The 24,787-nt window shown below is 50.0% G+C and carries 23 protein-coding genes and 1 pseudogene; 19 read left to right on the top strand and 5 right to left on the bottom strand.

Annotated features, from left to right (window positions below; genetic code table 11):
• The first annotated feature begins 564 nt into the window (after window positions 1-564).
• Window positions 565-1,482 (top strand): hypothetical protein, encoded by a 918-nt coding sequence (locus tag BZK42_RS15710; RefSeq protein WP_080859454.1) that lies wholly within the window; start codon window positions 565-567, stop codon window positions 1,480-1,482.
• A gap of 316 nt (window positions 1,483-1,798) precedes the next feature.
• On the opposite strand, the gene BZK42_RS15705 is transcribed toward BZK42_RS15710, so the two are convergent.
• Both BZK42_RS15705 and BZK42_RS15700 read right to left on the bottom strand, forming a co-directional pair.
• Window positions 1,799-3,580: an ATP-dependent helicase gene (locus BZK42_RS15705; RefSeq protein WP_080859452.1), complete on the bottom strand. Its 1,782-nt coding sequence runs from the start codon at window positions 3,578-3,580 to the stop codon at window positions 1,799-1,801.
• A complete protein-coding gene (locus BZK42_RS15700) occupies window positions 3,573-5,357 on the bottom strand; it encodes an ATP-dependent nuclease (protein ID WP_080859450.1) in 1,785 nt (594 codons plus the stop codon). The genes BZK42_RS15705 and BZK42_RS15700 overlap by 8 nt, the downstream gene beginning before the upstream one ends.
• A 346-nt stretch (window positions 5,358-5,703) precedes the next feature.
• Between BZK42_RS15700 and BZK42_RS15695 the strand changes: the two genes are divergently transcribed.
• From BZK42_RS15695 to BZK42_RS15655, 9 genes are all read left to right on the top strand, one after another.
• On the top strand, window positions 5,704-6,579 hold the full coding sequence (locus tag BZK42_RS15695; protein WP_080859448.1) for a GTPase family protein: 876 nt from the start codon (window positions 5,704-5,706) through the stop codon (window positions 6,577-6,579).
• A gap of 309 nt (window positions 6,580-6,888) precedes the next feature.
• On the top strand, window positions 6,889-7,353 hold the full coding sequence (locus BZK42_RS15690) for a hypothetical protein (RefSeq protein ID WP_080859446.1): 465 nt from the start codon (window positions 6,889-6,891) through the stop codon (window positions 7,351-7,353).
• Window positions 7,354-7,453: 100 nt separating this feature from the next.
• Entirely contained in the window at window positions 7,454-7,927 is a 474-nt protein-coding gene (locus BZK42_RS15685; protein ID WP_049033293.1) for a hypothetical protein, read from the top strand.
• A gap of 120 nt (window positions 7,928-8,047) precedes the next feature.
• Window positions 8,048-8,869 carry a DUF932 domain-containing protein gene (locus tag BZK42_RS15680; RefSeq protein WP_080859444.1) on the top strand — a complete coding sequence of 274 codons (822 nt, stop codon included), beginning with the start codon at window positions 8,048-8,050 and terminating at the stop codon, window positions 8,867-8,869.
• Window positions 8,870-8,899: 30 nt separating this feature from the next.
• A complete protein-coding gene (locus BZK42_RS15675) occupies window positions 8,900-9,343 on the top strand; it encodes an antirestriction protein (RefSeq protein ID WP_080859442.1) in 444 nt (147 codons plus the stop codon).
• Between the two features lie 12 nt (window positions 9,344-9,355).
• Window positions 9,356-9,898 carry a RadC family protein gene (gene radC / locus BZK42_RS15670; RefSeq protein WP_080859440.1) on the top strand — a complete coding sequence of 181 codons (543 nt, stop codon included), beginning with the start codon at window positions 9,356-9,358 and terminating at the stop codon, window positions 9,896-9,898.
• 10 nt (window positions 9,899-9,908) lie between these two features.
• Window positions 9,909-10,250, top strand: coding sequence for a type IV toxin-antitoxin system YeeU family antitoxin (locus tag BZK42_RS15665; RefSeq protein ID WP_080859438.1), 342 nt, complete (start codon window positions 9,909-9,911; stop codon window positions 10,248-10,250).
• Between the two features lie 20 nt (window positions 10,251-10,270).
• A complete protein-coding gene (locus BZK42_RS15660; protein ID WP_080859436.1) occupies window positions 10,271-10,612 on the top strand; it encodes a TA system toxin CbtA family protein in 342 nt (113 codons plus the stop codon).
• A gap of 232 nt (window positions 10,613-10,844) precedes the next feature.
• Window positions 10,845-11,852: a restriction endonuclease gene (locus BZK42_RS15655; protein WP_049017154.1), complete on the top strand. Its 1,008-nt coding sequence runs from the start codon at window positions 10,845-10,847 to the stop codon at window positions 11,850-11,852.
• A 180-nt stretch (window positions 11,853-12,032) separates the two neighbouring features.
• Here the strand turns inward: BZK42_RS15655 and BZK42_RS15650 are convergent, their stop codons facing one another.
• Entirely contained in the window at window positions 12,033-12,905 is an 873-nt protein-coding gene (locus BZK42_RS15650) for a phosphorothioated DNA-binding restriction endonuclease (protein WP_080859434.1), read from the bottom strand.
• A gap of 258 nt (window positions 12,906-13,163) precedes the next feature.
• Between BZK42_RS15650 and BZK42_RS15645 the strand changes: the two genes are divergently transcribed.
• From BZK42_RS15645 to BZK42_RS15635, 3 genes and pseudogenes are all read left to right on the top strand, one after another.
• The gene (locus BZK42_RS15645; protein ID WP_047414564.1) at window positions 13,164-13,613 is read left to right on the top strand and encodes an STM2901 family protein; all 450 of its coding nucleotides are present in this window, start codon (window positions 13,164-13,166) and stop codon (window positions 13,611-13,613) included.
• Complete coding sequence (locus BZK42_RS15640; protein WP_080859432.1) at window positions 13,607-13,933, top strand: DUF1493 family protein; 327 nt, start codon at window positions 13,607-13,609, stop codon at window positions 13,931-13,933. Before BZK42_RS15645 ends, BZK42_RS15640 begins: the two co-directional genes overlap by 7 nt.
• An 18-nt stretch (window positions 13,934-13,951) precedes the next feature.
• A pseudogene (locus BZK42_RS15635) lies at window positions 13,952-14,436 on the top strand (Hcp family type VI secretion system effector).
• A 57-nt stretch (window positions 14,437-14,493) separates the two neighbouring features.
• On the opposite strand, the gene symE reads toward BZK42_RS15635, so the two are convergent.
• Entirely contained in the window at window positions 14,494-14,856 is a 363-nt protein-coding gene (symE, locus tag BZK42_RS15630; RefSeq protein WP_080859430.1) for an endoribonuclease SymE, read from the bottom strand.
• Between the two features lie 778 nt (window positions 14,857-15,634).
• On the opposite strand from symE, the gene BZK42_RS15625 reads away from it, so the two are divergent.
• The 3 genes from BZK42_RS15625 (at window position 15,635) to pdxY (ending at window position 19,328) form a co-directional block, all read left to right on the top strand.
• Window positions 15,635-17,005, top strand: a complete 1,371-nt coding sequence (locus BZK42_RS15625) for a tyrosine phenol-lyase (protein ID WP_016155590.1) — start codon at window positions 15,635-15,637, stop codon at window positions 17,003-17,005.
• A 188-nt stretch (window positions 17,006-17,193) separates the two neighbouring features.
• Window positions 17,194-18,459, top strand: coding sequence for an aromatic amino acid transporter (locus BZK42_RS15620; RefSeq protein WP_016151548.1), 1,266 nt, complete (start codon window positions 17,194-17,196; stop codon window positions 18,457-18,459).
• Window positions 18,460-18,470: 11 nt separating this feature from the next.
• Window positions 18,471-19,328 (top strand): pyridoxal kinase PdxY, encoded by an 858-nt coding sequence (gene pdxY / locus BZK42_RS15615; protein ID WP_016155591.1) that lies wholly within the window; start codon window positions 18,471-18,473, stop codon window positions 19,326-19,328.
• Between the two features lie 471 nt (window positions 19,329-19,799).
• Here the strand turns inward: pdxY and BZK42_RS15610 are convergent, their stop codons facing one another.
• Window positions 19,800-21,353 (bottom strand): L-lactate permease, encoded by a 1,554-nt coding sequence (locus BZK42_RS15610; protein ID WP_016151550.1) that lies wholly within the window; start codon window positions 21,351-21,353, stop codon window positions 19,800-19,802.
• Between the two features lie 580 nt (window positions 21,354-21,933).
• Between BZK42_RS15610 and BZK42_RS15605 the strand changes: the two genes are divergently transcribed.
• Genes BZK42_RS15605 through BZK42_RS15595 form a run of 3 tightly spaced genes read left to right on the top strand, consistent with a single transcriptional unit; the run spans window position 21,934 to window position 24,776 of the window.
• On the top strand, window positions 21,934-22,653 hold the full coding sequence (locus BZK42_RS15605; protein WP_016155592.1) for a (Fe-S)-binding protein: 720 nt from the start codon (window positions 21,934-21,936) through the stop codon (window positions 22,651-22,653).
• 10 nt (window positions 22,654-22,663) lie between these two features.
• Window positions 22,664-24,091 (top strand): LutB/LldF family L-lactate oxidation iron-sulfur protein, encoded by a 1,428-nt coding sequence (locus BZK42_RS15600; protein WP_080859429.1) that lies wholly within the window; start codon window positions 22,664-22,666, stop codon window positions 24,089-24,091.
• Window positions 24,084-24,776 carry a LutC/YkgG family protein gene (locus BZK42_RS15595; RefSeq protein WP_016151553.1) on the top strand — a complete coding sequence of 231 codons (693 nt, stop codon included), beginning with the start codon at window positions 24,084-24,086 and terminating at the stop codon, window positions 24,774-24,776. The genes BZK42_RS15600 and BZK42_RS15595 overlap by 8 nt, the downstream gene beginning before the upstream one ends.
• Window positions 24,777-24,787: the final 11 nt, after the last annotated feature.

Genomic DNA, 24,787 nt, shown 5'->3' with positions numbered 1-24,787 from the left:
GAGCTATCGACTGAAACAGAAACGAAAGGCTGGGGTTATAGCGGAAGCTAATCCTGAGTAAAACGGTGGATCAATATTAGACCGTCGGTGGAGATGTAAGTGGATCACTTTTTACCCGTCGTTGACAAAAAGGGTAAGGTGTGTGCATTGATTTATCCTTTGTCAGGTGGAGTACAAAGGATTGGGATAAGATGTAATTTTTAAGAGAAGCAGGGATACGGCAGATACAGGGAACTATGTATCCTGGGGAATACAGGCAGGGTTGCTTGTTGGGGGAAGGCGCTGTGAACAGGGTGGTATAGAAACAGGGAGTGCCCCTTAATTATACTAAAAACCCAAATGTTCATATCAGCTGTTTGAGGATTCTAATGAGGTGAACAGAGGAGGATAGTAGAGTAAAAACTACAGGAAGAATGCAGTCATAAGTCAGAGTATTATCACAACAAAATCAGTAGGATATTAGTAAAAAATCAGTCATTCTGCAGGTTTGTGACTCGACTCCACCACACAAAAAGCTACTCATGCTAATCTGTTTTTGGGAGTCAGACGCAGAGGGAAGAGACGATGTTGCATTACGATATGATCCGTTACGAGATCATGTATTTAAAAATGCTTGGTGCGCTTTCCAACACTGATTACTCCTTGCAGTGGAGTACTTATGATTCGCCGGATCAGTTTCGACATTTAATCTCTGGGATCCTTGAACGGCATTTCCTGGGCGATCAGGACAGGATCAAAGCTGGCCGGAAAACTCTTAAAAAATGGGCTGAGTTGCTACTGATTGATAAAGATTATTTTGATTGTTTCAAAGGTACACCAAGAGCATTGTGGTTTGCTCACCATTATATTTTTGAATATCCAGTATTACCTGCAGGGTTGGCACTAGGTGGTTTGGGGGATGGCTTTGATTGTTCAGGTGGTTTTAATTCTCTTTTACTGGACGATAATATCTTCACAAATCTTGATTTCGCTAATTTGAATATCGACCTGGACGGTATTGATTGGGACCTGATAAAAAATCCACAGGTTATTGCTTCGAAAAAAACGAAACGTGTTTTCTCCCGGTTTTATCTGAACGCGGGAGCAAGTACCGATTTGTACAACCCAACTCCGGTAACTGAGCGTGAACTCATCAATGGTGTCATGAGGTACATTGATGAAGCTCCATGCTCACTTGGAGATAAGATCTCTTATTTCAAAAAACTGCATGAGCGCTGGCTTGAGCAATATGATTTTTTTCTGGCAGATTTTGACTGGATATCACGTGATGATGAAACTCAGTTAGTATATCTCTGGGACTATCTCAAAGGAAAAGAACGAATAGCAGGCTATCTACGCCCATATAACACGTCTATGCGTTATGACATGGTTATTGCTGCTATAGATGTGTGGAATGTCCAACCTGAAGAGAAGCTGGAGTTTATTGAGAAGATGAAACATGCCTGGCAGTCATCAAAATCTTATCGGCGATCTGCTAAATAGCGTTGTGTCCCCCGTGGTTTTATCGTCTGATATCTCAATGTAGTGATTGATTCTGAGTCGATTCGGGGGCCTCTTACAACTGCCCTCATAGCTCGTTATTTTATAGCTCCTACTCATAAACGATTACCATGGCCATGTTGAGCGGTTGCCTGGCGCTATTGGAGCATCTACCTGTGACACCAAGCGGACAACCTGTTAAAGCTTAAGGTCAGCTTTGAGCGAGAAGCAGATATTCATAGTCTTTTACAGCCAGATGGAGGTATCGCTAACTTCGCCGTTTATCAATAAAGTAGGAGCAGGTCAGGTGCATAATGTTCTATATCTGCTGGCTGCGATGATACAGTTCGGCAATCCAAGGGGAATGTTTACCCTTTTCATAAACCATGTGCAGCTCTTTTCGGGGACGAGTAACGCCTACATAAAAGAGGCGACGGGCCTCGCGAAGGGCATTATCTGAAGTTAGATCTCGCTTACTCGGGAAGTCATATTTATTTACCCCAAACATTATGGCTACATCAAATTCTCGGCCTTTTGCACTATGAAGAGTGCTAAGGGTGATGCGTCCAGTTCCTTCTACTTTCCCAGCGAATATATCCAGAGCCACATCCAGTCCCCTGAGGGGATCGGTTCGTTTCAGTAACTCAGAGATGACATCCCATTCCTGCTGAGTGTTCTGTGAGATAGCCATCCAGCCGGTGATGAGCTCATCATTTAAACGTCTCAGCCACTCGTGAGCACTTTCCGCTTTATCAATTCCGTTTCGTAAAAAAGTGATGAGCTGTACGGTCAGTAATTGTTCTTCAGCACGGCTTGCGCGGCGGCCATAAACAAGAAAGAGCGCCTGACCCAGTAAGAGGTTAAATAGTGGAGAGGCTTCTTTCCATCCCCCAGTTACCCACTGACTGCAGGCTTCGATGAAACGGGCAAGACGAGAATTGCGCTTAATGAGAGCATTACTGTCAGCACGTATTATGGCAATATTTCTGGCCTTGAACTCATCCGCAACTTTATCGCCAAGCCAGGCTGCCCGGTAAAGAACCCCGATGCGTTCAGGATGAAACCCTCTTTCAAACAACGAAGGAATTAGATCATGAGCGATAAAATGCGCCTGTGCGTCATAATCGCCATTAATCCCATGGAATCCTAACTCTCCCTCTGGATTACCATCGGGGCCAACATAATCGCGGTCTTCTCCCAGCGCCCCTAGTGATGCCCTGATAATTTTCGCGCCAGATCGATAGTTGAAGCGAAGACGGAACGGTCTTACATCTGCCCGTGAAACAAGACTATCCAGTAGCCCTGGATTTGCACCATTAAATCCGTAAATGGACTGATCTGCATCACCGACCGCAAATAATCGTATTCCGCCGTTAAAGCACAGTAGCAGAACCAGCTCATGAAGAGCGTGCCCAAGATCCTGATATTCATCTACAAACAAAACAGGATAGCGCGACCGGATAGCATTACGTACCCATTCATGCTCGCTAATAATACGAAAAGCGATGAGTGGCATATCATCAAAGTCAATCAGTCCTAAGCGCCGAAGTTCTGCCTCATAACCTTCAATAAAATCTGCCAGCTCCGGATTGTTATTCCGCCAAGCCGGTAGGAGTCGGTTCACATCCCGGCGTCGTTTCTCTTCTGCAAATTTCCACCGTGCATGAGGATCTCCGACAGAACCGAATCTAGCCTGGTAAGCCACTTCAACAGCCGCGCGACTCTCATCTCTGGTCGCCACACGAAAATCATCCGGCAGCAAACCCGGTATACATCGTGAGTAGGGGATTAAAACCTGATTTAATGCAAAGCTATGCACGGTGCCAATAAAGTTCCGCTCATCGCCACTGACCTTAAAGCATGCCAGACGTCCTTCAAGTTCAGAAGCGCATTCATTGTTGTAAGTAATACAGGCCACGCCTCGGGGGTCAGCGACCTCTTCAATCAGGGCACGTGCCATGGCAGTCGTAAGTGTTTTGGTTTTCCCGCTGCCTGGCCCAGCAATAACTACGCAGTGGCCGGGGTATGTGGCCGCAGCGTACTGTTCTCTGTTCGGCAATAGCTCATTCAGAGCCTCTGAAAGTGCGCGGCGGTCAGACATTCGACACCACATATTGAATAGCTGAAGCAATATACTCCGGCGGCGCAAGCCCAGGTGCTTTTTGCTTCAGCTTGGCAGCCAACCGTCCTTTACCTATGTCAGATATCATCGCGAGAAGTTGCGTCGGGTCTGGAGCTATACCGGCACGCCATGAAGCAATCCTTGATGAACGTAACACACCAAATCCCTGTTCATCGAGGATATCAAGCAGCGCTTCTTTGAGGCCTGCCGTATTGGCTACAGCGACTTCAAATGTCTGATCGTTTAAAAAAATGCCAATCCTTTCAAATACAGGCTTACAGACTTCATAAGAACTGTTATTGAACCAATTAATATTTTCTGGGGTTAATTTTCCCGGTTTTTCCGATACATCACTATATGCTTGCCAGATACCAATTGAACGGGTTTTACCCATCGGTTGTTTCGTACCATCTAGTGGGTCCCAGTCGGTTACGACGGAAAAAGGTAGTCCGAGGCTGGCTGCCAGCTTCACGTATGGTTCAAAATTAACTCCCGCTACGTTACATACCGTGATCCCTAGCTGGTCGAGATTGATCCCCATGGCCTGTGCGAAACCTGGAAGTAAAACCTCCTCAGCATCGCCTTCAACAAATATTACCCCGTTAGCAAAAAGCAGCTCCGATCTGGTTGCTGTTAAATATCGTTCAATGTCGTCGAGTTCTTCACTGGTTACTGGCAGATCGGCTAGGGAAAAAGCTCGAGATCGCCCTTCAGGATCCCTGCAAATGCGAACAACAGAACGAAGAGGAGCAATGGTTGCCAGAGTGGGAGAATGGCTCGTTACAATCAAAGACTGATCTTTGTCTGCATTATTGAAGAGTTTGTCAAAAACAGCGCGCTGAAGCTGTGGGTGAAGATGTGCTTCGGGTTCTTCAATACAAAGCAGGGAGAAATTACGTTCATTCTTTTCACGTCGCCATGCAAACTCTGCTAGCTTGAGTGATATCAGAGCCACGTTCGCAGAACCTAGGCTCGCTTCAATAATGCCTCTCTTTCCATCATCAATGAACATAGAGATAGAACGCATTAATCTGAGAGGGTCAGCAGGCGCAAAACGGAGGCGGGCATCTAAATCGTGAGCAGTTCCAGCCAGGTCAAGAATGCCACCACGAAGAGAATCTTCGAGATCCTTAATTGATGGGAACTTCTCCATGGTTTCCGTTGCTGCCTGAAGCTCAGTTGCTACGCGATCCAAATCGGCTCGGCTCAGTGAAGAGAATGCATCTTCCAATAAGGGGCGTAGCGGAGAGTTTCGCCAGGAAGCAAGTTGTGCTTCTGCATCGCGTAACGCGTCCAGCATATCAATGGAGATCCGCCGCCTGACGCGTCCTGGAATGGCTCGCGATTCCTGACCTCCGCCAAAAACAATAAACTCACAGTCCTCACCCGAACGTGGAGCCCCATCGACTTCTTCCTTTTTACGAAAAATGTAGCTCAACCTTGCTACGGTAGGATCCTCTGCGATGCGAAAATCGGTCAACAGAGCTGAGAGGGAAGGGTCACTGTCGAAATCGGCGAATTCAAGGTGCACCTCAATTTGAGGGTTTGATTCAAGGTCGCAGCCATCCCAGAAATCTGACAGCTTAAGCTGCCTGGCTGAATCAGGCAGAGTAGGATCAATAACCAGTCGAATTGCGAAAAGCAGATTACTTTTACCGACACGATTTTCCCCCAATAACACAACATTACCTGCTAGGGGAATATCAGCCGCCTCAAAATTTCTAAAGTTGCGGATTCCGAGTTTTGATAAATACATAAAACTCCCTCTAAATGCATTACACAGGCTTTGGAAAGGCGTGCTCTGTCAAAAAGCTCATAAAATTTAACAGCGAAGGTTCTGAGCAATCTAACTTTATTCTTTTCTTATCATCGGCTGTTAATTGCAAGAGTTCAACACTTGGATTTATGACTTACTGTAGTGGGTGCAGCTCATTACGTCTGCTTATGGCACGCCAGCGGACATCGTTCAGTCCTGGACTGCGCAAGGTTCTTTGCATGTTAATCTAAAATTCCAAGTAATTTCAGATAGATATTATCTCCGTGAATCCCCGCCTTCCTGACTGGAACGCGGGATTTTTAATTTTTCACGCTGAGACTACAGTATGAATAAACCTGATGGCCTGCAGGCCTTTGAGCAACCGCTCGCGTCGCTTCCGCACACGCTTCGCCAGCTTATTCTTGAACGTATCCAGAACCTGACCCACTACGAGCCGGTGATTGGCATTATGGGCAAAAGTGGTGCTGGTAAATCCTCTCTTTGCAACAAATTATTCCGGGGCGAGGTGTCGCCGGTGAGTGACGTGAACGCGTGTACTCGCGACGTACTGCGCTTCCGGTTACGTAGCGGGCGTCACAGTCTGGTAATTGTCGATTTACCGGGTGTAGGTGAAAACGGGCGGCGGGATCATGAGTACCGGGCCCTGTACCGTCGTATGCTGCCGGAGCTGGACCTGGTGCTGTGGGTCATTAAGGCTGATGATCGGGCACTGACCGTGGACGAGCAGTTCTGGCACGGCGTGGTGCAACCTTACAGGCAAAAGGTACTGTTTGTGGTTAACCAGGCCGACAAAATCGAACCCTGTCATGAATGGGATAGCGCGATCGGCACGCCCTCGCCACAACAACAGGTAAATCTTAAAGCGAAGCAGGCTGCGATTATGGCAATGTTTAAACCGCATCATCCGGTCTGTGTGGTGTCCGCCAGCACTGGATGGGGCATTGAGGATATGGTGGCAAACATGATGTGTTGTCTGCCTGACCGCGCCACCAGCCCGGTGGTGACACAACTGCAAGGGAGACTCTGCACAGAGCCGGTAAAGTCGCAGGCCCGTGACAGTTTCGGTGAAGCTGTGAGCCGGGTTTTTGATACGGCTGAGTCATCGTCGTTCCTGCCTGCATCGCTGAAAACGGTGATTCGCACCGTGCGTGATGTGGTGGTGTCCGTCGCCCGTGCCGTCTGGGACTGGATTTTCTTCTGAAACCAGACTTTATACTCCCCCCTGTCATCCGTGGGCATGAGCCTCATTCACAGACCCACTTCTTTTAATCAGAACACCCCGTTACTCCCGCTTCGTGGCACCGGATACCTGAGTCCCTGTTCTGTCACACATTTTCCCCGAAAGGGATGACAACCCTTGCCCTTATTAATAGAATGTAACGATCGATAACTATTTTATCGATCGTTATTATCGATCGATATCTAAAGGCATCTGCTCAGTCTGCAGTGCGCCAGGTACGCCGTTGCGGGCGCTGGCTCCGGATTTTCTGAAATGGCTAAGGAATGAAAAATGAAAATGAGGTTTGCAGTTTTTGCGCTGGTCTTCAGCGTCAGTCTCAGTACCGCAGCCCGGGAACGAGCCGATATTCCGGCGAATACCATCTGGTCGTTTAAGGACCCTGGTGGTCGGGTGTTATGGGATGTCTGTGGTGGAAAACAAAGCTCCTGCACCATTGTGTTGGCGGCAACGAACAGGGTGGCCATCGTTAATCGTAAATCCACTAACGGCTGCGCCCTGGGGGATTTTTACGTAGTGGGCAAACCCGAAAAAGCCTGGAACCAGTACGACACGGGGACCTGCAGCAGCAATGCTTACTTCAGTCAGGGGACCATGAACAACGGGCAGTACCGGACTATCGATGTCCGTCTCAACGGGGAACTGGTAAAACGATTCCCCGTGGAATACTGGTCGCTGGTGAAATCCTTTTCGGGTAGCAACCGGCCAAAATGGAAGGACAAGACGACAGACAGATAAGAGCGTTGATGAAATTAATTAAGGTTGTCCGGGTTACCGGTGCGCTTCAGCGCGCCCTGACGGATTCCCTCCCTCTGATGTTAATGAAAGGAAATCACTTATGCGTTTATCTCATGCCGCCCTGGCGGTCGTTATGCTGGCCTCAGCCTCCGTTGCACAGGCCATCCCCAATATGTGGAGCAGCGGCTTCGCTCAGGGGGTGACCGAATACATCATCACCAGTCCGGAGAAAGTGGTCTTTAATCTTAACTGCACTACCAGCCCCGATGAGCAGAATGTGCTGCAGCACAGCGTATACCTGACCCTGCCCGACGGTACCTTGCTGAATTCTCACGATGACGGAACCGACATCACCGTGGTGATGGATGACAGCCAGTATCCGTTACCGTCATCCCTGGGCTGGCGAAACGGTGATAATGCCTGGGTGTCATTTATTGACGCACTGGGGCAGGCAGCAAATTTCGATGTTTATGTCAGCGATAAAAAAGTAGGCACTTTCAGCCCGGGTCTGAAGAATACGCAAAAAGAGCTGTCTGACCTCAGTGAGTGCCGGACCACACACTACAGCGATTAATTATTCACACTTCAGACCTCTCCAGCCCGCTACGCACCAACACCAGATAGCAACAGGCCATGCTCCTTCGGGAACATGGCCTTTTTTGTTTTTATTTCATTATCAGATAAGGAGTTAGCCATGCGATTAGCCAGCCGTTTTGGCCGAATAAATCAGATACGCCGTGACCAGCCTCTGACCCATGAAGAACTGATGAGTCATGTTCCCAGCGTGTTCGGGAGTGACAAACATGAATCTCGTTCAGACAGGTACACCTACATCCCGACCATTACCATCCTCGAAAGCCTGCAGTGCGAAGGTTTTGAGCCGTTCTTTGCCTGCCAGACAAAGGTTCGCGACCAGAGCAAGCGGGAACACACCAAACACATGCTTCGCCTGCGTCGTGCCGGTCAACTGACCGGGCATCAGGTTCCGGAAATCATTTTGCTCAACAGTCATGACGGCTCCTCAAGCTATCAGATGCTGCCGGGGCTATTTCGAGGCGTCTGTACCAACGGTCTGGTCTGCGGCCAGTCATTCGGAGAAGTGCGGGTACCGCATAAAGGCAATGTCGTCGAGAAGGTGATTGAAGGGGCTTACGAAGTGCTCGGTGTGTTTGACCGGGTGGAGGAGAAGCGCGATGCAATGCAGTCACTGGCACTGCCAGAACCAGCCCGTAACGCCCTGGCGAATGCCGCGCTGAAGTATCGCTTTGGTGAAGACCACCAGCCGGTCACGGTATCGCAGTTGCTGACTCCGCGTCGTCGGGAGGACTACAGCGATGACCTGTGGACCGTTTACCAGCGCGTGCAGGAGAACCTGATGAAAGGTGGTCTGTCAGGGCGAACCGCTCAGGGGAAAAGCAGCCGCACCCGTGCCGTTACTGGCATCGCTGGCGATGTGAAACTCAATCGCGCCCTGTGGGTTATGGCAGAAAACATGCTCGATTTTTTCGGGCGTTAAACAACCGTTCCGGCATAAGGAGATAGTTTAATGAATACACAAAATCATCAGTTCGCGGAGCATACCGCAAATACTGCCTCAGTGGTCCCGGACGAGTTACGCATCGGCTTCTGGCCGCAGCACTTTGGCTCCATCCCACAATGGATAACCCTTGAACCTCGCATTTTCGCCTGGATGGATCGGCTGTGTGCCGATTACCACGGTGGTATCTGGAACTTTTCGACGCTCAGCAACGGCGGTGCTTTTATGGCTCCCGAGTCAGAGCACGATGAGAAGTGGACATTGTTCAACAGCATGAACGGCAATGGCGCAGAGCTTACCAGTGAAGCTGCAGGGATGGTCGCCTGCCTGATGGCTTACAGCCACCACGCCTGCCGCACCGAGTGTGACGCTATGACTGGACACTATTATCGCTTACGCGACTACGCGCTAAACCATCCGGAATGCAGCGCCATTATGCATCTTATAGACTAAGGAATGCCTGACATGAATACTGTATTATCCCCGGAGTCATCGCAGCCTGAACTCTTTCCACTGGCGATTATGGCCCAGCATGGTTGTTTGCTCTCCGCGACCTCCGGATTAACCCCCTATGCCCAACGCACCATTCGTCGTGCCATCAACCTGCTGGATAAATATCTGCGCCAGCCCGGTGTATCCTTTACCTCTAGTACTGCTGCCCGTGACTGGCTTCGGTTACATCTGGCAGGACAAGAACGGGAAGTGTTTATGGTGCTCTATCTCGATAACCAGCACCGTTTACTGGAGAGTGAATCGCTATTTGCCGGTTCGATTAACCATGTCCAGGTCCATCCTCGAGAGGTAGTGAAGTCAGCGCTTCGCTTCAATGCTGCAGCTGTCGTGCTGGCGCATAACCATCCATCCGGTGATCCGGAGCCCAGCCAATGCGATCGCAACATTACGGGTAGGCTTAAAGAAGCCCTGGCACTAGTTGATGTGAACATACTCGATCATCTGGTTGTCGGTTCAGATGGCATTGTGTCGTTTGCAGAGCGAGGCTGGATATGAGGGTACTTCAATGAAATCTACTGGCTCAGAGAACGATTCATTTCTCCAGTGGGGGCTGAATCGTAATGTGACGCCTTGCTTTGGCGCTCGTCTGGTACAGGAGGGAAACCAACTGCACTATCTGGCTGACCAGGTCAGCATTACCGGTGAATTCAGTAACGCAGAATCTTTGAAGTTGGATGAAGTATTCCCACGTTTTATCAGCCAGATGGAATCGATGTTGACCACTAGTGAAATGAATCCTCGCTATGCCCACTGCGTCACCCTGTACCACAACGGTTTCACCTGCGAAGCCGATACACTTGGCAGTTGCGGCTATGTATACATCGCCGTTTACCCCACTCAACGTTAACTAACTCCACAAGAGCAAATATGAAAACTCTACCTGCAACAACTCCGCAGGCGGCGACGCTATGTCTATCGCCCGTGGCAGTGTGGCAAATGCTGCTTGCACGCCTGCTGGAACAACATTATGGCCTGACACTCAACGACACACCATTCAGTGATGAAACGGTAATTCAGGAACATATCGATGCCGGTATAACTTTGGCCGATGCCGTTAACTTTCTGGTAGAAAAGTACGAACTGGTTCGTATCGATCGCAGGGGATTCAACTGGCAGGAACAGTCCCCATATCTGCGGGCAGTCGATATTCTGCGGGCGCGGCAGGCAACTGGTTTATTGAAAAGAAATCGTATTAGCGCGGCACGGTGAGCATTGGGAATAGCCTCCCTGATTCACCCATTATAAAAGCACCTACCGATGCTGGTTGGTGCTTTTACTTATATGGACGAAATATCATGCCAATTGAAGCTGTAATTTTAACTGGGCACATTATCGCAAGTACAATCCGGGAATGCTGGGCCGTCGTTGTTGATGGTTTTGACGCATGCGACGAACAAGCTTATGATCCAGCTTAATTTCTTTTCCTCATGAAGGGACTGGTATGGGCAACAGAATGTGGATGATTCGTGGCGATGGCGGCAAGCTCTATGATGATTTTCGCGATAAGCAAATTGTAGGCATCGGTTGGTCTCAGCTGGCTCCATTAGTCAAACCCGGCCTGTCCCGAGCCCAGTTACTCGCCTTATACCAGGAGGCAGACCCCTTAACAAAGCTGGGAACTGCGCGTTCTGGTGCATCGCAGGTCTGGCGTTTTGTGAATGAGATCCAAAAGGGTGATTGGGTTATTACCTATTCGCCAGCCAACCGTACTTATTTGCTAGGCAAAGTCACATCCGACTTCCAATATCATCCTGAATGGGTGGAAGAGGGGATGGGTATTGCTCGACAGGTTAAATGGAATACTGAAGAAATCGATCGCGATCGATTGTCTGTTGCTACCAAAAACACATTGGGCTCCACGCTGACGGTTTTCCAGCTTCCAGAATATGCTCTAGAAGAGCTTTTGCAGGATAAGAAACCTACGGTAGATGTGATTACTCAGAATCCAATTGCGATGGATGAAGATGAGGTCGTTTCTGATCCGCTCCGCGATATGGAAATGCTCGCGTTTGAAGGTATCAAAGATCGCATCAACTCTCTTGACTGGGACGAGATGCAAAATCTGGTTGCCGGAGTTTTACGCAGTATGGGCTATAAAACGCAGGTGTCACCTGCGGGAGCCGATCGGGGTAAAGATATCATTGCTTCACCTGATGGATTCGGTTTTGAAAATCCACGTATTATCGTTGAGGTAAAACATCGCAGGGAGCAAATGGGAAGCCAACAGATCCGCAGCTTTATCGGAGGTCGCCATAAAGACGATCGCGGGCTTTATGTCAGTACCGGTGGTTTTACAAAAGATGCTCGATATGAAGCCGATCGTTCGACGATACCACTAACGCTCTGGACGCTTGATGATCTCGTCCGTGCGCTTATTGAGAACTATGAGCAAGTGGATATTGAGACCAAACTTTTGGTGCCTCTGAAGAAAACTTTCTTGCCTGCGTGAATATTGCTTTGACAGCCATATCGGTGTTCTACTGGTATGGCTTTATACCCACTCGCAATGTCTATTGTTTATACGGATTTTAACTTGTGGGTACAAGTGCGGGTATAACTATTTATTCCTATTTATAAACTACATTGATATCAGTCTGTTGGATGTTAAATTCGAGTCCGGCCTTCGCACTCATCCCCTAAACACCTCCTTCCTGTGCCACTCTACAAACCCTTCTTTTGGATAATTCTCGCGCATCATCGGCAGCGCTATTGATTTACCGTCGAAATCCCAGAACAGTCTGCCCACCATGCCGCTGCCATTCACTGCGGGTGACACCTGAACTCGCATACTCTCATCCAGCCCAATCGAACCTTTATCAAAGGCTTTATGGTGGATTGCACACAGCGCCAGGCCGTTTGAAATCTCGCACGGGCCACCATGCTGTTTCCATTTGATATGGGCCGCTTCAAGCGCAACTGAAGTGCTGTCGTGGCGCATATTGAAGCCACAAATGGCGCATTCATAGTTATAAGCACGCAGAACCTGCTGGCGGAACAACGGGTCCCGCTGTTTGCGGATTTGCAGGATATCAAACCCCAGTTCATCCGCGATTTCTTCCTGAATGCTTTCGGTGAAGTGCGCTTCAAGGATTTGCTGGGCCAGGGCGTTGATGAGGTTCTTGTTCTTTTTCAGCAGGGCAAAATGTTGTTCATCAAAGCCTCCGGCAACGTTATGCGTCACCAGTTCTCCGGCAGGGGGCTGTTTACTGCTGCCGGATGTTGAGCACTGCTCGGCGTTTTGTAGCTCCCAGAACCCATCGCTCTGTAAGCGCCAGAAGGGCATATCCGGGCGGTACTGCGCGCGCTGTGGTCCAAATCGTTCCAGCAGGCTATGCAATGGGTCGCGAACTTCCGAACCGTAGTCAAACAGGCGACCGTGACCCTGCTGATAACCCGCCAGCACATGAAGCAGCAGCAAAGGTTTGTGCGGCGCACGCTGCTCGCCTTTACGCCAGATGGTGATGTCGGCAATTGCCTGTTGCAGGGTTTTACTGGAAGTCATTGATTTCATTATCAGGTAAATAATTGCGATGATGCTCGCAAAATATCACCTGATCAAGCAAAGACGGGTTGATGCGCTATCGACGTCACTTATTGGTATCAATTTGATAAAGCACTATGCGTGGCATGTTGTCTGACATCAACGACATCACTTTTATGTTTTCTGAAAAACACATACGCCACGGCAGTTACCGTTCCCCCACCAGGGTACGCAGGAGTACGATAAGTATGCAAATTATTGCATATCGAAGGATCTCTAGTGGACACAGTTGAGGAACTTAACGGAACATACTTTTATAAAGGGGTCTGCAACATTTCTGCAGGTGAGCTATTTTTCTGGATTTTCCTCGACAAGATTGATGAACAATTTGGGGGAATTAAAGATGTGGTAGAAATGTCATGTATCATTCTTGGGCTACCATTGTTGAAAACACGGGGTAAGCCATATGGGGCAACACAAGGTACATCAATTGCCTCCAAATATTCTCGTGAGTTTCTTAACGTAAGATTGCCCGTCAGGCTTCCTACCATCACCAATGCCAGTATCAAATATTTAAAACCCATGATGACTAACAATCTGGGGGCATTCGTTGGACGAACAATTCCTGTGATTGGTTGGGCATTACTCGCAAGTGATGTCGCCCAAATTGTCTATAAAACGGTGAATACCTACAACACCATTGCCAGAGAGGAAGATCGCGTATGGTGACGGATAACGAGGTATTAGAATTTTTTCGGGGAGAGTTATCTCTCGCGGTAACGTTTACTTTCAAGCCTATCCCGATTGAACTTGATACGCCGCTGCAAGGTTACGCTGAATGGGATGAATTACCGTATGCTATTGAAGATTTTGGAGAGAAATATAACGTTGATGTTTCAGTCATTGATTTCGAGGCCTATTACCCGTGGGAAAGAGAGTCGGTCTATCGAAAGTGGTTTACCCAAGAACCCATCAAACAAGTGTCAAAACCGCTTACTGTGCGTATGTTCGCAGAATCAGCCAGAGCAGGTCACTGGTTATATGATTGATTACAAGGAGTTTTAAAAATGGCTGTACCCGTTCATTTATTTTAAAAGATGATGGTGGCGCGATGATTCGTGGAGGTTCAGATGTCCGGGGACGTGAAGGCAGTATTGAGCTACGTGGTTTAACACATAACCTTAGCATTCCAACCGATGGTGCCACTGGAAAGCTAACCGGCACACGCCAACATGGCCCATTTCTTTTTGACAAAGAGATCGATTCCTCCAGCCCATACCTTTACAAAGCAGTTGCGACAGGTCAGACACTTCAAAGTGCGGAACTTAAGTTCTATCACATAAACGACGCAGGCCAGGAAGTGGAATATTTTAATACCCTGCTTGAAGGTGTAAAAGTTGTATCAGTGACACCAATCGTGCATGACACACGTACGGTAACGGGAACCGGGCATTTGGAAAGCGTACAACTGCGCTATGAAAAAATCACCTGGTGTATTGTAGATGGCAATATTCAATATACCGACGCCTGGAACGAACGTACTACGGCATAACAAAGATGACGCAATACATCCTAATAAAGGCGCCCACAGGCGCCTTTAGCAAGACCGTTACCCCTTCACCGCTTTCCCCGCAATCACCCCGATAAACTCCAGCACCTGCTTTTGCTTACGCGCGGAGAGCTTTTCCACGGCGCGCAGGGATTTCATCAGTTCTGACTCTTCGGGTTCGGGCGCGCGGGCGGTTAACACAATGCAGCCTTGCATGACGCGCACATCGACGCGGGTGCCGGTGTCGAATCCGGCGGCTTTAAGCCACTGGCCCTTCATCACGATGGACGGAAACTGGACATACTTCACCGGCAAACGGCTGTAATCAGGATAACCGCTCGCATAACCCACCTTCAGGCAACGGTTATCTGCGACGTACACTTCTGGATCAAATGAAACTGCAATACAATGCGTATCAGTCATGATGGCTATTCTCGTGAAATAGTTACTGTGATTAGCGATGCGGAGGTGTTGGCGCACCTTCGCATCGCGCTAATAAAACCCCTGTAAATTACCCCAGTAATTGGCGGGAAGTCCAGATGTAAATAAGATGAAATAAGCGCGATTAGCACGCTTTCGGAATAAATAGAAATCCTCTCTATCCCAATAAACATAGTATTATTCACCGTATAAATTCATTCCTGTCCCATCCTCCTGATACCTGCCATTTCCAGAAAATAACGCCCATCTGTATCAGGCCAAAAATGCGATCTAACTCACTGAATCAAATATCAAACTCTGAAACAACACCGTTTTGTACACTTTGCTTTACACTTTTAGTGATGTGAATCACAAATATAAACCCGTGAAGTGATCCGACTCTCACAAAATGGGGTGTACTCATTCAGCAATACAGTATGAGCACAGCCTGGAAAGTTAAGTTTTCAGTATTTCCCCTCTCCACGGGGGCACCATCGCAAATGGCAAATCAACACGCAAAAAAAAACTTGTTGAATATGAACGGGTAAAAAAATGACGTGTGATTTGCATCACCTACATTTACAGCTTTTTAAATTATTGCCAGTGATTAATGTTGACCAGGCTATTTCCATAATCAATTAAATCTTGCATAGTGCCTCCACATTATTTCTCCCCCTGACTCAGGAGGCGAATAGTTATATTTCATCAGAATTTATTGATGAACCAGGTATGCTTTACTTCACATTAATACGTACATGACCACTGTTACTGGAGAAACAAAATGAATTATCCGGCAGAACCCTTCCGTATTAAAAGCGTTGAAACTGTATCTATGATCCCGCGTGATGAACGCCTTAAGAAAATGCAAGAAGCGGGATACAATACTTTCCTGTTAAATTCGAAAGATATTTATATTGACCTGCTGACAGACAGTGGCACCAACGCAATGAGCGACAAGCAGTGGGCCGGCATGATGATGGGTGATGAAGCCTACGCGGGCAGTGAAAACTTCTATCATCTGGAAAGAACCGTGCAGGAACTGTTTGGCTTTAAACATATTGTTCCTACTCACCAGGGGCGCGGCGCAGAAAACCTGTTATCGCAGCTGGCAATTAAACCGGGGCAATATGTTGCCGGGAATATGTATTTCACTACAACCCGTTATCACCAGGAAAAAAATGGTGCGGTGTTTGTCGATATCGTTCGTGACGAAGCGCACGATGCCGGTCTGAATATTGCTTTTAAAGGTGATATCGATCTTAAAAAATTACAAAAACTGATTGATGAAAAAGGCGCCGAGAATATTGCCTATATTTGCCTGGCAGTCACGGTTAACCTCGCAGGCGGGCAGCCGGTCTCCATGGCTAACATGCGCGCGGTGCGTGAACTGACTGCAGCACACGGCATTAAAGTGTTCTACGACGCTACCCGCTGCGTAGAAAACGCCTACTTCATCAAAGAGCAAGAGCAGGGCTTTGAGAACAAGAGCATCGCAGAGATCGTGCATGAGATGTTCAGCTACGCCGACGGTTGCACCATGAGTGGTAAAAAAGACTGTCTGGTGAATATCGGCGGCTTCCTGTGCATGAACGATGACGAAATGTTCTCTTCTGCCAAAGAGTTAGTCGTTGTCTACGAAGGCATGCCATCTTACGGCGGCCTGGCCGGACGCGACATGGAAGCTATGGCGATTGGTCTGCGCGAAGCCATGCAGTATGAGTACATCGAGCACCGCGTGAAGCAGGTTCGCTATCTGGGCGACAAGCTGAAAGCCGCAGGTGTACCGATTGTTGAACCGGTGGGCGGTCACGCGGTATTCCTCGATGCGCGTCGCTTCTGCGAGCATCTGACGCAGGACGAGTTCCCGGCGCAAAGCCTGGCTGCCAGTATCTATGTGGAAACCGGCGTACGTAGTATGGAGCGCGGAATTATCTCTGCGGGCCGTAATAACGTGACCGGTGAACACCACAGGCCGAAACTGGAAACCGTGCGTCTGACTATTCCACGCCGCGTTTATACTTACGCGCATATGGATGTGGTGGCTGACGGTATTATTAAACTTTACCAGCACAAAGAAGATATTCGCGGGCTGAAGTTTATTTACGAGCCGAAGCAACTCCGTTTCTTTACTGCACGCTTTGACTATATCTAAATAATAATTATGGCCCCATCTCAGGATGGGGCTTTTTTGTATTTCTTTTCCATGAACAGGAAGCCTTTGCGGTGCCCGTTACCGTGACATAACTACAAAAGTAAACCCTGACTCCGACATTTTTATTATCCGCATGATGTACAAATGACAGCTGTAATTATAACGAATAGTCTACAGGAACATTTATCATGGATATTAATGCCATTGAGCGACAGAGTAGTACCCCCGGACTGATTAGCGGAACCATGTTGGTTATCGCGACCGTAGTGGGTGGAGGGATGTTTTCCCTGCCGATTGCGATGGCTGGCGTATGGTTCCCCGGTGCGTCAGTTATTCTTCTGTTTATCGCCATCATGATGTTATTAACCGGTCTGATGCTGGTCGAAGTTAATCTGCATTATGGCGCCGGTGCCAGTTTTAATACCTTTACTCAGGATTTATTAGGTCGAAAGTGGAATATTGTGGTCGGTATCGCTTTCGGTTTTGTGCTGTATATTCTGACCTATGCCTATATCTCTGGTTCGTCGGCGGTGATGGCGCAAACCGTGTTCAAATACAGCGGCGTGCGCTTTCCGGCGAATATCTCGGTGGTGATCGTCAGTATGCTGGTCGGGGCGATTGCCTGGTACAGCTCCTTGTTGGTTGGACGTATTACTACCGTGTTGATTATCGGTAAGTTTATTGCGTTCTTTGCCACCTTCTCTGGCCTGGTGGGGCATATCGAAGTGGCGAAACTTGTCGACAGCGTGGCGGTGGCGCTGCCCAATTCGCAGTACCTGCCGTATATCCTGATGACGTTGCCGTTCTGCATTATCTCGTTTGGTTTTCACGGTAACGTGCCGAGCCTGGTTAAGCTGTATGGCACGAGCGGGATCTCAAATATTACGCGTTCGATTATCATCGGCACGCTGTTTGCCCTGCTGCTGTATATCTTCTGGCTGGGCGTCACGATGGGCAACATCAGCCGTTCCTCATTCCCGCCAATTATCGCCAAAGGCGGCAATATCGACGTGTTTGTCGAGGCTATCAGCGGGCTGTTCACCAGCCGTTATATGGATCTGATCCTGACCTTCTTCGGCAACTTTGCGGTAGCCAGTTCCCTGCTGGCGGCGACGCTTGGCCTGTTCGATTACATCGCCGACCTGTTTCACTTCCCGGATGACGGCATGGGTCGCCTGAAAACCGCGCTGGTGACCTACTTCCCGCCAGCCGCCGTGTGCTTCTTCTTCCCGAACGGGTTTGTCCACGCCATTGGTTACGCCGGTCTGGCCTTTACCATCTGGAGCGTGATCCTGCCGCCGTTCCTGGTGAAAGCGGCGCGGAAACGTTTTCCGACCGCCAGCTATACCGCGCCGTGTAATAACACCGTGCTCAATCTGGTCATTGTCTGTGGGGCGGTTGTCTATCTGACGGTTGTTCTGGACGTATTTGGTCTGCTGCCAACGTTTCGCTAGACGGAGTCAAAATGAAAAACGTGTTGTCTGTTCAGTCGTCAGTCGTTTATGGCTATGCCGGAAATAAAGCCGCCGTGTTGCCGATGCAGCTCTCGGGGATCGATGTCTGGCCGTTTTACACCGTACAGTTTTCCAACCACACCCAGTACGGGATGTGGCAGGGCATGGCAATGCCGCACGGCGAGCTGAGCGCCATCATCAGCGGGCTGGATGACCTGCAAAAACTGGCGCAATGCGATGCCGTGCTGTCCGGGTATCTCGGGGACAAACGCCATTGCGAAGAGGTGAAGCTCGCGGTCACCACCATTCGCCAGCGTAATCCGCAGGCGCTCTATTTTTGCGATCCGGTGATGGGCGACCCGCAAAAAGGCTGCATCGTCGCGCAGGGCGTGGAGTCCTTTTTTGTCGATGACGCCATTCAACTGGCCGATGTGATGGGGCCGAATCTCTATGAGCTGGGCGTGCTGACGGGCAGACAACTACGTAGTTTTGACGAGGTGGTGGAAGCGGCGCAGCAGCTGGTGGCGTGGGGCGTGAAGAAGGTGCTGGTTAAACATCTCGGCGACTGCTCGCGCGACAAACAGGCGTTTGAAATGCTGCTGGTGACGGCGGAACAGACGTTACACATCGCCCGGCCGCTGTATACCTTTGCCAAAATGCCGGTGGGCGTTGGGGATCTGATTTGCAGCGTGATGCTGGCTTCACTGCTCAACGGTTATGAGGACAAGCAGGCGCTGGAGCGGACCACCAGTGTCGTCGACGCGGTGATGCGGCTGACGAAAGAGCACGACTCGTATGAACTGCGGCTGATAGACGCGCGTCACCAGATAATGGAGCCGCAAATTCGCTATCTGGCAACGGTGCTGTAGCGCCGCAAGGAGGCTCTATGTTTCTGACACTGCTACGATTTCAGCATCCGCTGATCTACCGTTTTGCATGGCTTCGTCTGTGGGTCAGGGTATTAAGAGCGTGCGGGCTGCGTAAGTGAAAGGGGAGAACATTTTTCTCTGCTGCCGGATGCGGCGCTTGCGCCTTATCCGGCCTACAAATGAGCGTGAAACGTAGGCCCGATAAGCGAAGCGCCATCAGGCATTAGCGCCAGGCATTACACGCGGAAGTAGCGTGGTGGGATCAACGCGGAAAAGGCGTCGAACTGCTTCACCATCTTTTTCCAGAACAACATAACAACAATCCTCGATTTGAAACATCGGCGCTATTTTAGTCAGCGCCGACAAATCGTAAAGCCAGTCGCTTCGTTTCGATCCTGAAGCGGTGTAAACCTTTTTGGTCACCGTGTCGTCAAATACGGTTGCCGTAAATTTGACGGGGTTGACAAGGGATTACGCCATAAACCAGTAATAAAAGAGACCGACTTTCAGGCCGAGGATCACAATGTAGGCGCAGCAGTATTTCATGGTGCCAGACATTATCTGGTTGGCCTGTCCGTCCATTTTGGTGGCTGAAACCGCAATGGCGATACTCTGCGGCGAAATCATTTTCCCCCCTGTTGCGCCAGAAGTATTTGCCGCCGCGAGCCAGTTGGGATCGATATGCAGTTTACTGGCGGCAATGGTTTGCAGTTTGCCGAACAAAATATTCGAGTTGGTATCGCTGCCGGTAACAAACGTGCCTAGCGCGCCAATCACCGGGGCGAGGAAGACGTAGGAACTGCCGGTCAGATCGACAATCGACTGGGCCAGCGTGGAGATAATCCCGCTGAGATCCATTACCGTGGCCAGCGCGACAATCGCCATAATCGCCACAATGGAATTTTTAAGCTGGAAAATGGTTTTGATAAACACTTCCAGCATCCCGCGCGCGGACGCTCCCTGAATAAAACCGCCGATAAGGGTCGCAAAGATGATCAGCATCCCCGGCGTGGTCACCCATTCAACTTTCAGCGCCAGCGTGTTGCCGTCGGCGAGCGTGAAATGCAGCACCGAGGCCAGTTGGGACGCCGCGCCTTTGATCGTCGGGAACAGCGGTGAGCACAGCAGGATAAAAACAAAAATAAACAGATAGATAGAGCCTACGCGGAACAACACTTTTGCCGAGCGCGGCGTGGTTTCGCGGGTATGGCTGACCTCAATGCGCCACTCGGGATCGGTTTTCCCTTTGCGCAGGCGACTGACCATCGCCACGGCAAACAGGCTGACCAGGCTACCGGCAAAGGCGGGCAATTCCGCGCCAAGATGAATGGCGACAAAATATTGCGGAACCAGCGTGGTGATGCCGCAAATCAGCGTGATCAGAAATACGCCACGAATGGCTTTCAGGCCGCCGCCAATAATGCAGACAATGACAAACGGCAGCAGGATATTAAACAGCGCGAGCTGCAGAATAATGGTTCCGCCTAAGGTATACACCGGCAGATTAACCTGTTCCGCCAGAATAGATACCGGGATCCCGACCGCGCCGAACGCGGTGGGAACGGTATTCGCCACGAGAGAAGCGATCGCCGCCTTCAGCGGGTTGAATCCCAGCGCAATAAGAATGCCGATCGGAATAGCGACCGCCGTGCCATAACCTGCCGCGGCTTCAAGGAATCCGCCGAAGCACCATGAAATCAGTAGCACCTGAATACGCTTATCTTCGCTAATGCTGGCGAGAATATCGCGCAGAATATCCAGCGCCTTGGTCGCCTGCATGACGTTATAACTGAAGATGGCGCCGAGGATCACAATCACAATCGGCCATAACCCCTTCAGGGCGCCATAGCCTATCGCGGCTTTCAGATTCTGTACGGGCATTTCCCAGAATATGGCCGACAGCGCGGCAGTGAATACCAAAGAGATCAACACGGAATAATGGATGGGCATTTTCAATTTCAATATTAAAAATACCATCAGTAGTAAAGGAGAGAGTGCCAGGGCAAACATAAAATATTCGTTCATTGCTATTCCTGATTGGTTCATTAAACCTGATTTATATTTATGGTGGGGAGGCTACATTGCTGGGTTAATAAAGTATGTAAACTGAATCGCTTCAGTGAATAAAGTAATTATGATTTGTAGTTTTGTAACTATTGTAATCTTTTAATTAAAATCCAATGCCAGGTAAATATACTTAAGAGTAAGTTGAATACCTATAAATAGTTATATGATAACCTTTTTAATAATGCTGGTGATGAGAATAGTAAGCACTTGGAACTGTTATTAAGGTGTTCATAACGCTGTGGTTTTAAATATAAAAATGTGAGCGAGACCGAAAGAAATAAACCTGGTTGTTGCATATGGGGGTTGATTAGGGGATTATTTGGTTTTGTCATACAAATGAAAATACAGACATATGCGACTGTCCTGACTTAAGAAGCGGAGAGTCGGCATCAAAGGAAAACGACCCGAGCATCACCATGAACCCAGGTATTAGTAAAAACAGCAAACAGAAAAACTGGGCGTGAAATACGGCTGAACCTTTGCTTGATATCGCGATATCAAGCGCAATAAACAGAAATGAAGCAATGGAGTAGTTATTGTGAATGTAAATTTCTTTGTTACCTGCATTGGTGACGCACTGAAATCACGGATGGCACGAGACTCCGTATTGCTGCTGGAAAAACTGGGTTGTCGCGTTAATTTCCCCGAGAAGCAAGGGTGTTGCGGTCAGCCAGCCATCAACAGCGGTTACATCAAAGAGGCGATCCCTGGGATGAAAAACCTGATCGCCGCCCTGGAAGACAACGACGATCCGATTATCTCGCCAGCAGGCTCCTGTACCTACGCGGTAAAAAGCTATCCGACGTATCTGGCCGATGAACCGGAATGGGCGCTGCGTGCCGAAAAGGTCGCCGCGCGTATGCAGGATCTCACCTCCTTTATCGTCAACAAGCTGGGCGTGGTGGACGTCGGCGCCAGCCTGCAGGGCCGCGCTGTATATCATCCCTCTTGTAGCCTGACTCGGAAGCTGGGGGTGAAGGAAGAGCCGCTCACGCTGCTGAAAAACGTGCGCGGGTTGGAGCTGCTGACGTTTGCCGATCAGGATACCTGCTGCGGCTTTGGCGGGACGTTCTCGGTCAAAATGGCCGAGATATCCGGCGAGATGGTGAAAGAGAAAGTCTTACATTTGATGGATGCGCAGCCGGAATATTTGATTGGCGCAGACGTCAGTTGCCTGCTGAACATTGGCGGTCGACTGCAACGGGAAGGCCAGCCGGTCAAAGTGATGCATATTGCTGAAGTGCTGATGAGCCGCTGAGGGGAAAGAGATGTCGATAAAAACCAGCGATGTAGAATTTAAACTGCGCATTCGTCAGCAGATAGAAGATCCGATCATGCGCAAAGCCGTGGCCAATGCGCAGGAGCGTATTGGCGCAAATCGACAAAAAATGGTCGATGAGTTAGGCCACTGGGAAGACTGGCGCGATCGTGCCAGCCAGATCCGCGATCACGTGCTGAGCAACCTCGACGCTTACCTGTATCAACTCTCCGAGAAAGTGATGCAAAACGGCGGCCACGTCTATTTCGCCAAAACCAAAGAAGAGGCCACCGCCTATATTCTGCAGGTCGCGCGCAGCAAAAACGCGAAGAAGGTGGTGAAGTCCAAGTCGATGGTGACCGAGGAGATCGGCGTCAACCATGTCCTGCAGGATGCGGGAATCCAGGTGATCGAAACCGATCTCGGGGAATACATCCTGCAATTGGATCAGGATCCGCCTTCGCACGTCGTGGTCCCGGCTATTCATAAAGATCGCTATCAGATCCGCCGCGTGCTGAACGAGCGTCTGGGGTATGACGGCCCGGAAACCCCGGAAGCCATGACCTTGTTCATTCGCCAGAAGATCCGCGAGGATTTCCTGAGTGCCGAAATCGGTATTACCGGCTGTAACTTTGCCGTGGCGGAAACCGGTTCAGTATGCCTGGTGACCAACGAAGGCAACGCGCGCATGTGCACCACGCTGCCGAAAACGCACATTGCGGTGATGGGCATGGAGCGTATCGCGCCAACCTTTGCCGATGTGGATGTGCTGATCACCATGCTGGCGCGCAGCGCCGTGGGCGCTCGTCTGACGGGCTATAACACCTGGCTGACCGGCCCGCGTGAGGCGGATAACGTGGACGGACCGGAAGAGTTCCACCTGGTGATTGTCGATAACGGTCGCTCGCAGGTGCTGGGCTCTGAGTTTCGCGATGTGCTGCGCTGCATCCGCTGCGGGGCCTGTATGAACACCTGTCCGGCGTACCGCCACATTGGCGGACACGGCTATGGCTCTATCTATCCTGGACCTATCGGCGCGGTGATTTCTCCGCTGCTCGGCGGCTATAAAGATTTTAAAGACCTGCCGTACGCCTGTTCCTTATGCACGGCCTGCGACAGCGTCTGCCCGGTGCGTATTCCGCTGTCAAAACTGATCCTGCGTCATCGTCGGGTGATGGCCGAGGAGGGCATTACCCCGAAAGCCGAGCGACGGGCGATCAAAATGTTCGCTTATGCCAATAGCCATCCGGGGCTGTGGAAAGTCGGGATGATGGCGGGCGCGCATGCGGCAAGCTGGTTTATCAATGGCGGGAAAACCCCGCTCAAGGTTGGCGCGATTGGTGACTGGATGGAGGCGCGCGATCTGCCTGATGCTGACGGCGAGAGCTTCCGCAGCTGGTTTAAGAAACATCAGGCGCAGGAGAAAAAGAATGGATAACCGTACCGCGTTTTTAAACACCATCGCCCAGGCGCTGGGTCGCCCGCCGCGTTTCGAACCGCAAGCGGATGCCGCGCCGGTTAACAATTATGCCAACGAGCGCCTGACCGAACTTAGCCCGCAGCAGCGCTGCGATGCGTTTATCCAGTTCGCCAGCGAAGTGATGCTGGCCCGCTGTGAACTGACTCGCGAGGACCAGGCCGCAGAAGCAGCGCTACGCCTGTGTGAAGAATTGGGTCAGCCGGTAGTGCTGAGCGGCGACAGCCGACTGGTGGCGCTGGGCATCACCGAACGCTTGCAGCAGGAATGCAACGCCGTGGTCTGGGATCCGGCGCGAGGCAGCGAAAATATTACCGAGGCCGAGCAGGCGAAAGTCGGCGTAGTGTATGCCGAGTATGGCCTGACCGAGTCCGGCGGCGTGGTGCTGTTTTCCGCGCCGGAGCGCGGGCGTTCTTTGAGCCTGTTGCCGGAGTCCTCGATTTTCGTGCTGCGTAAAAGCACCATCCTGCCGCGCGTGGCGCAACTGGCAGAAAAACTGCATCAGAAAGCGCAGGCCGGTGAGCGTATGCCGTCGTGCATTAACATTATCAGTGGACCCAGCTCGACGGCGGATATTGAGCTTATCAAGGTGGTTGGGGTGCATGGCCCGGTGAAGGCGGTGTATCTGATTATTGAGGATTGTTAAGGCAGGAGAAA

The organism is Citrobacter braakii, from assembly GCF_002075345.1.
Lineage (GTDB): Bacteria > Pseudomonadota > Gammaproteobacteria > Enterobacterales > Enterobacteriaceae > Citrobacter > Citrobacter braakii.
Note: the sequence above shows the minus strand (reverse complement) of the source record. Positions and strands in the feature narration are given on the sequence as shown.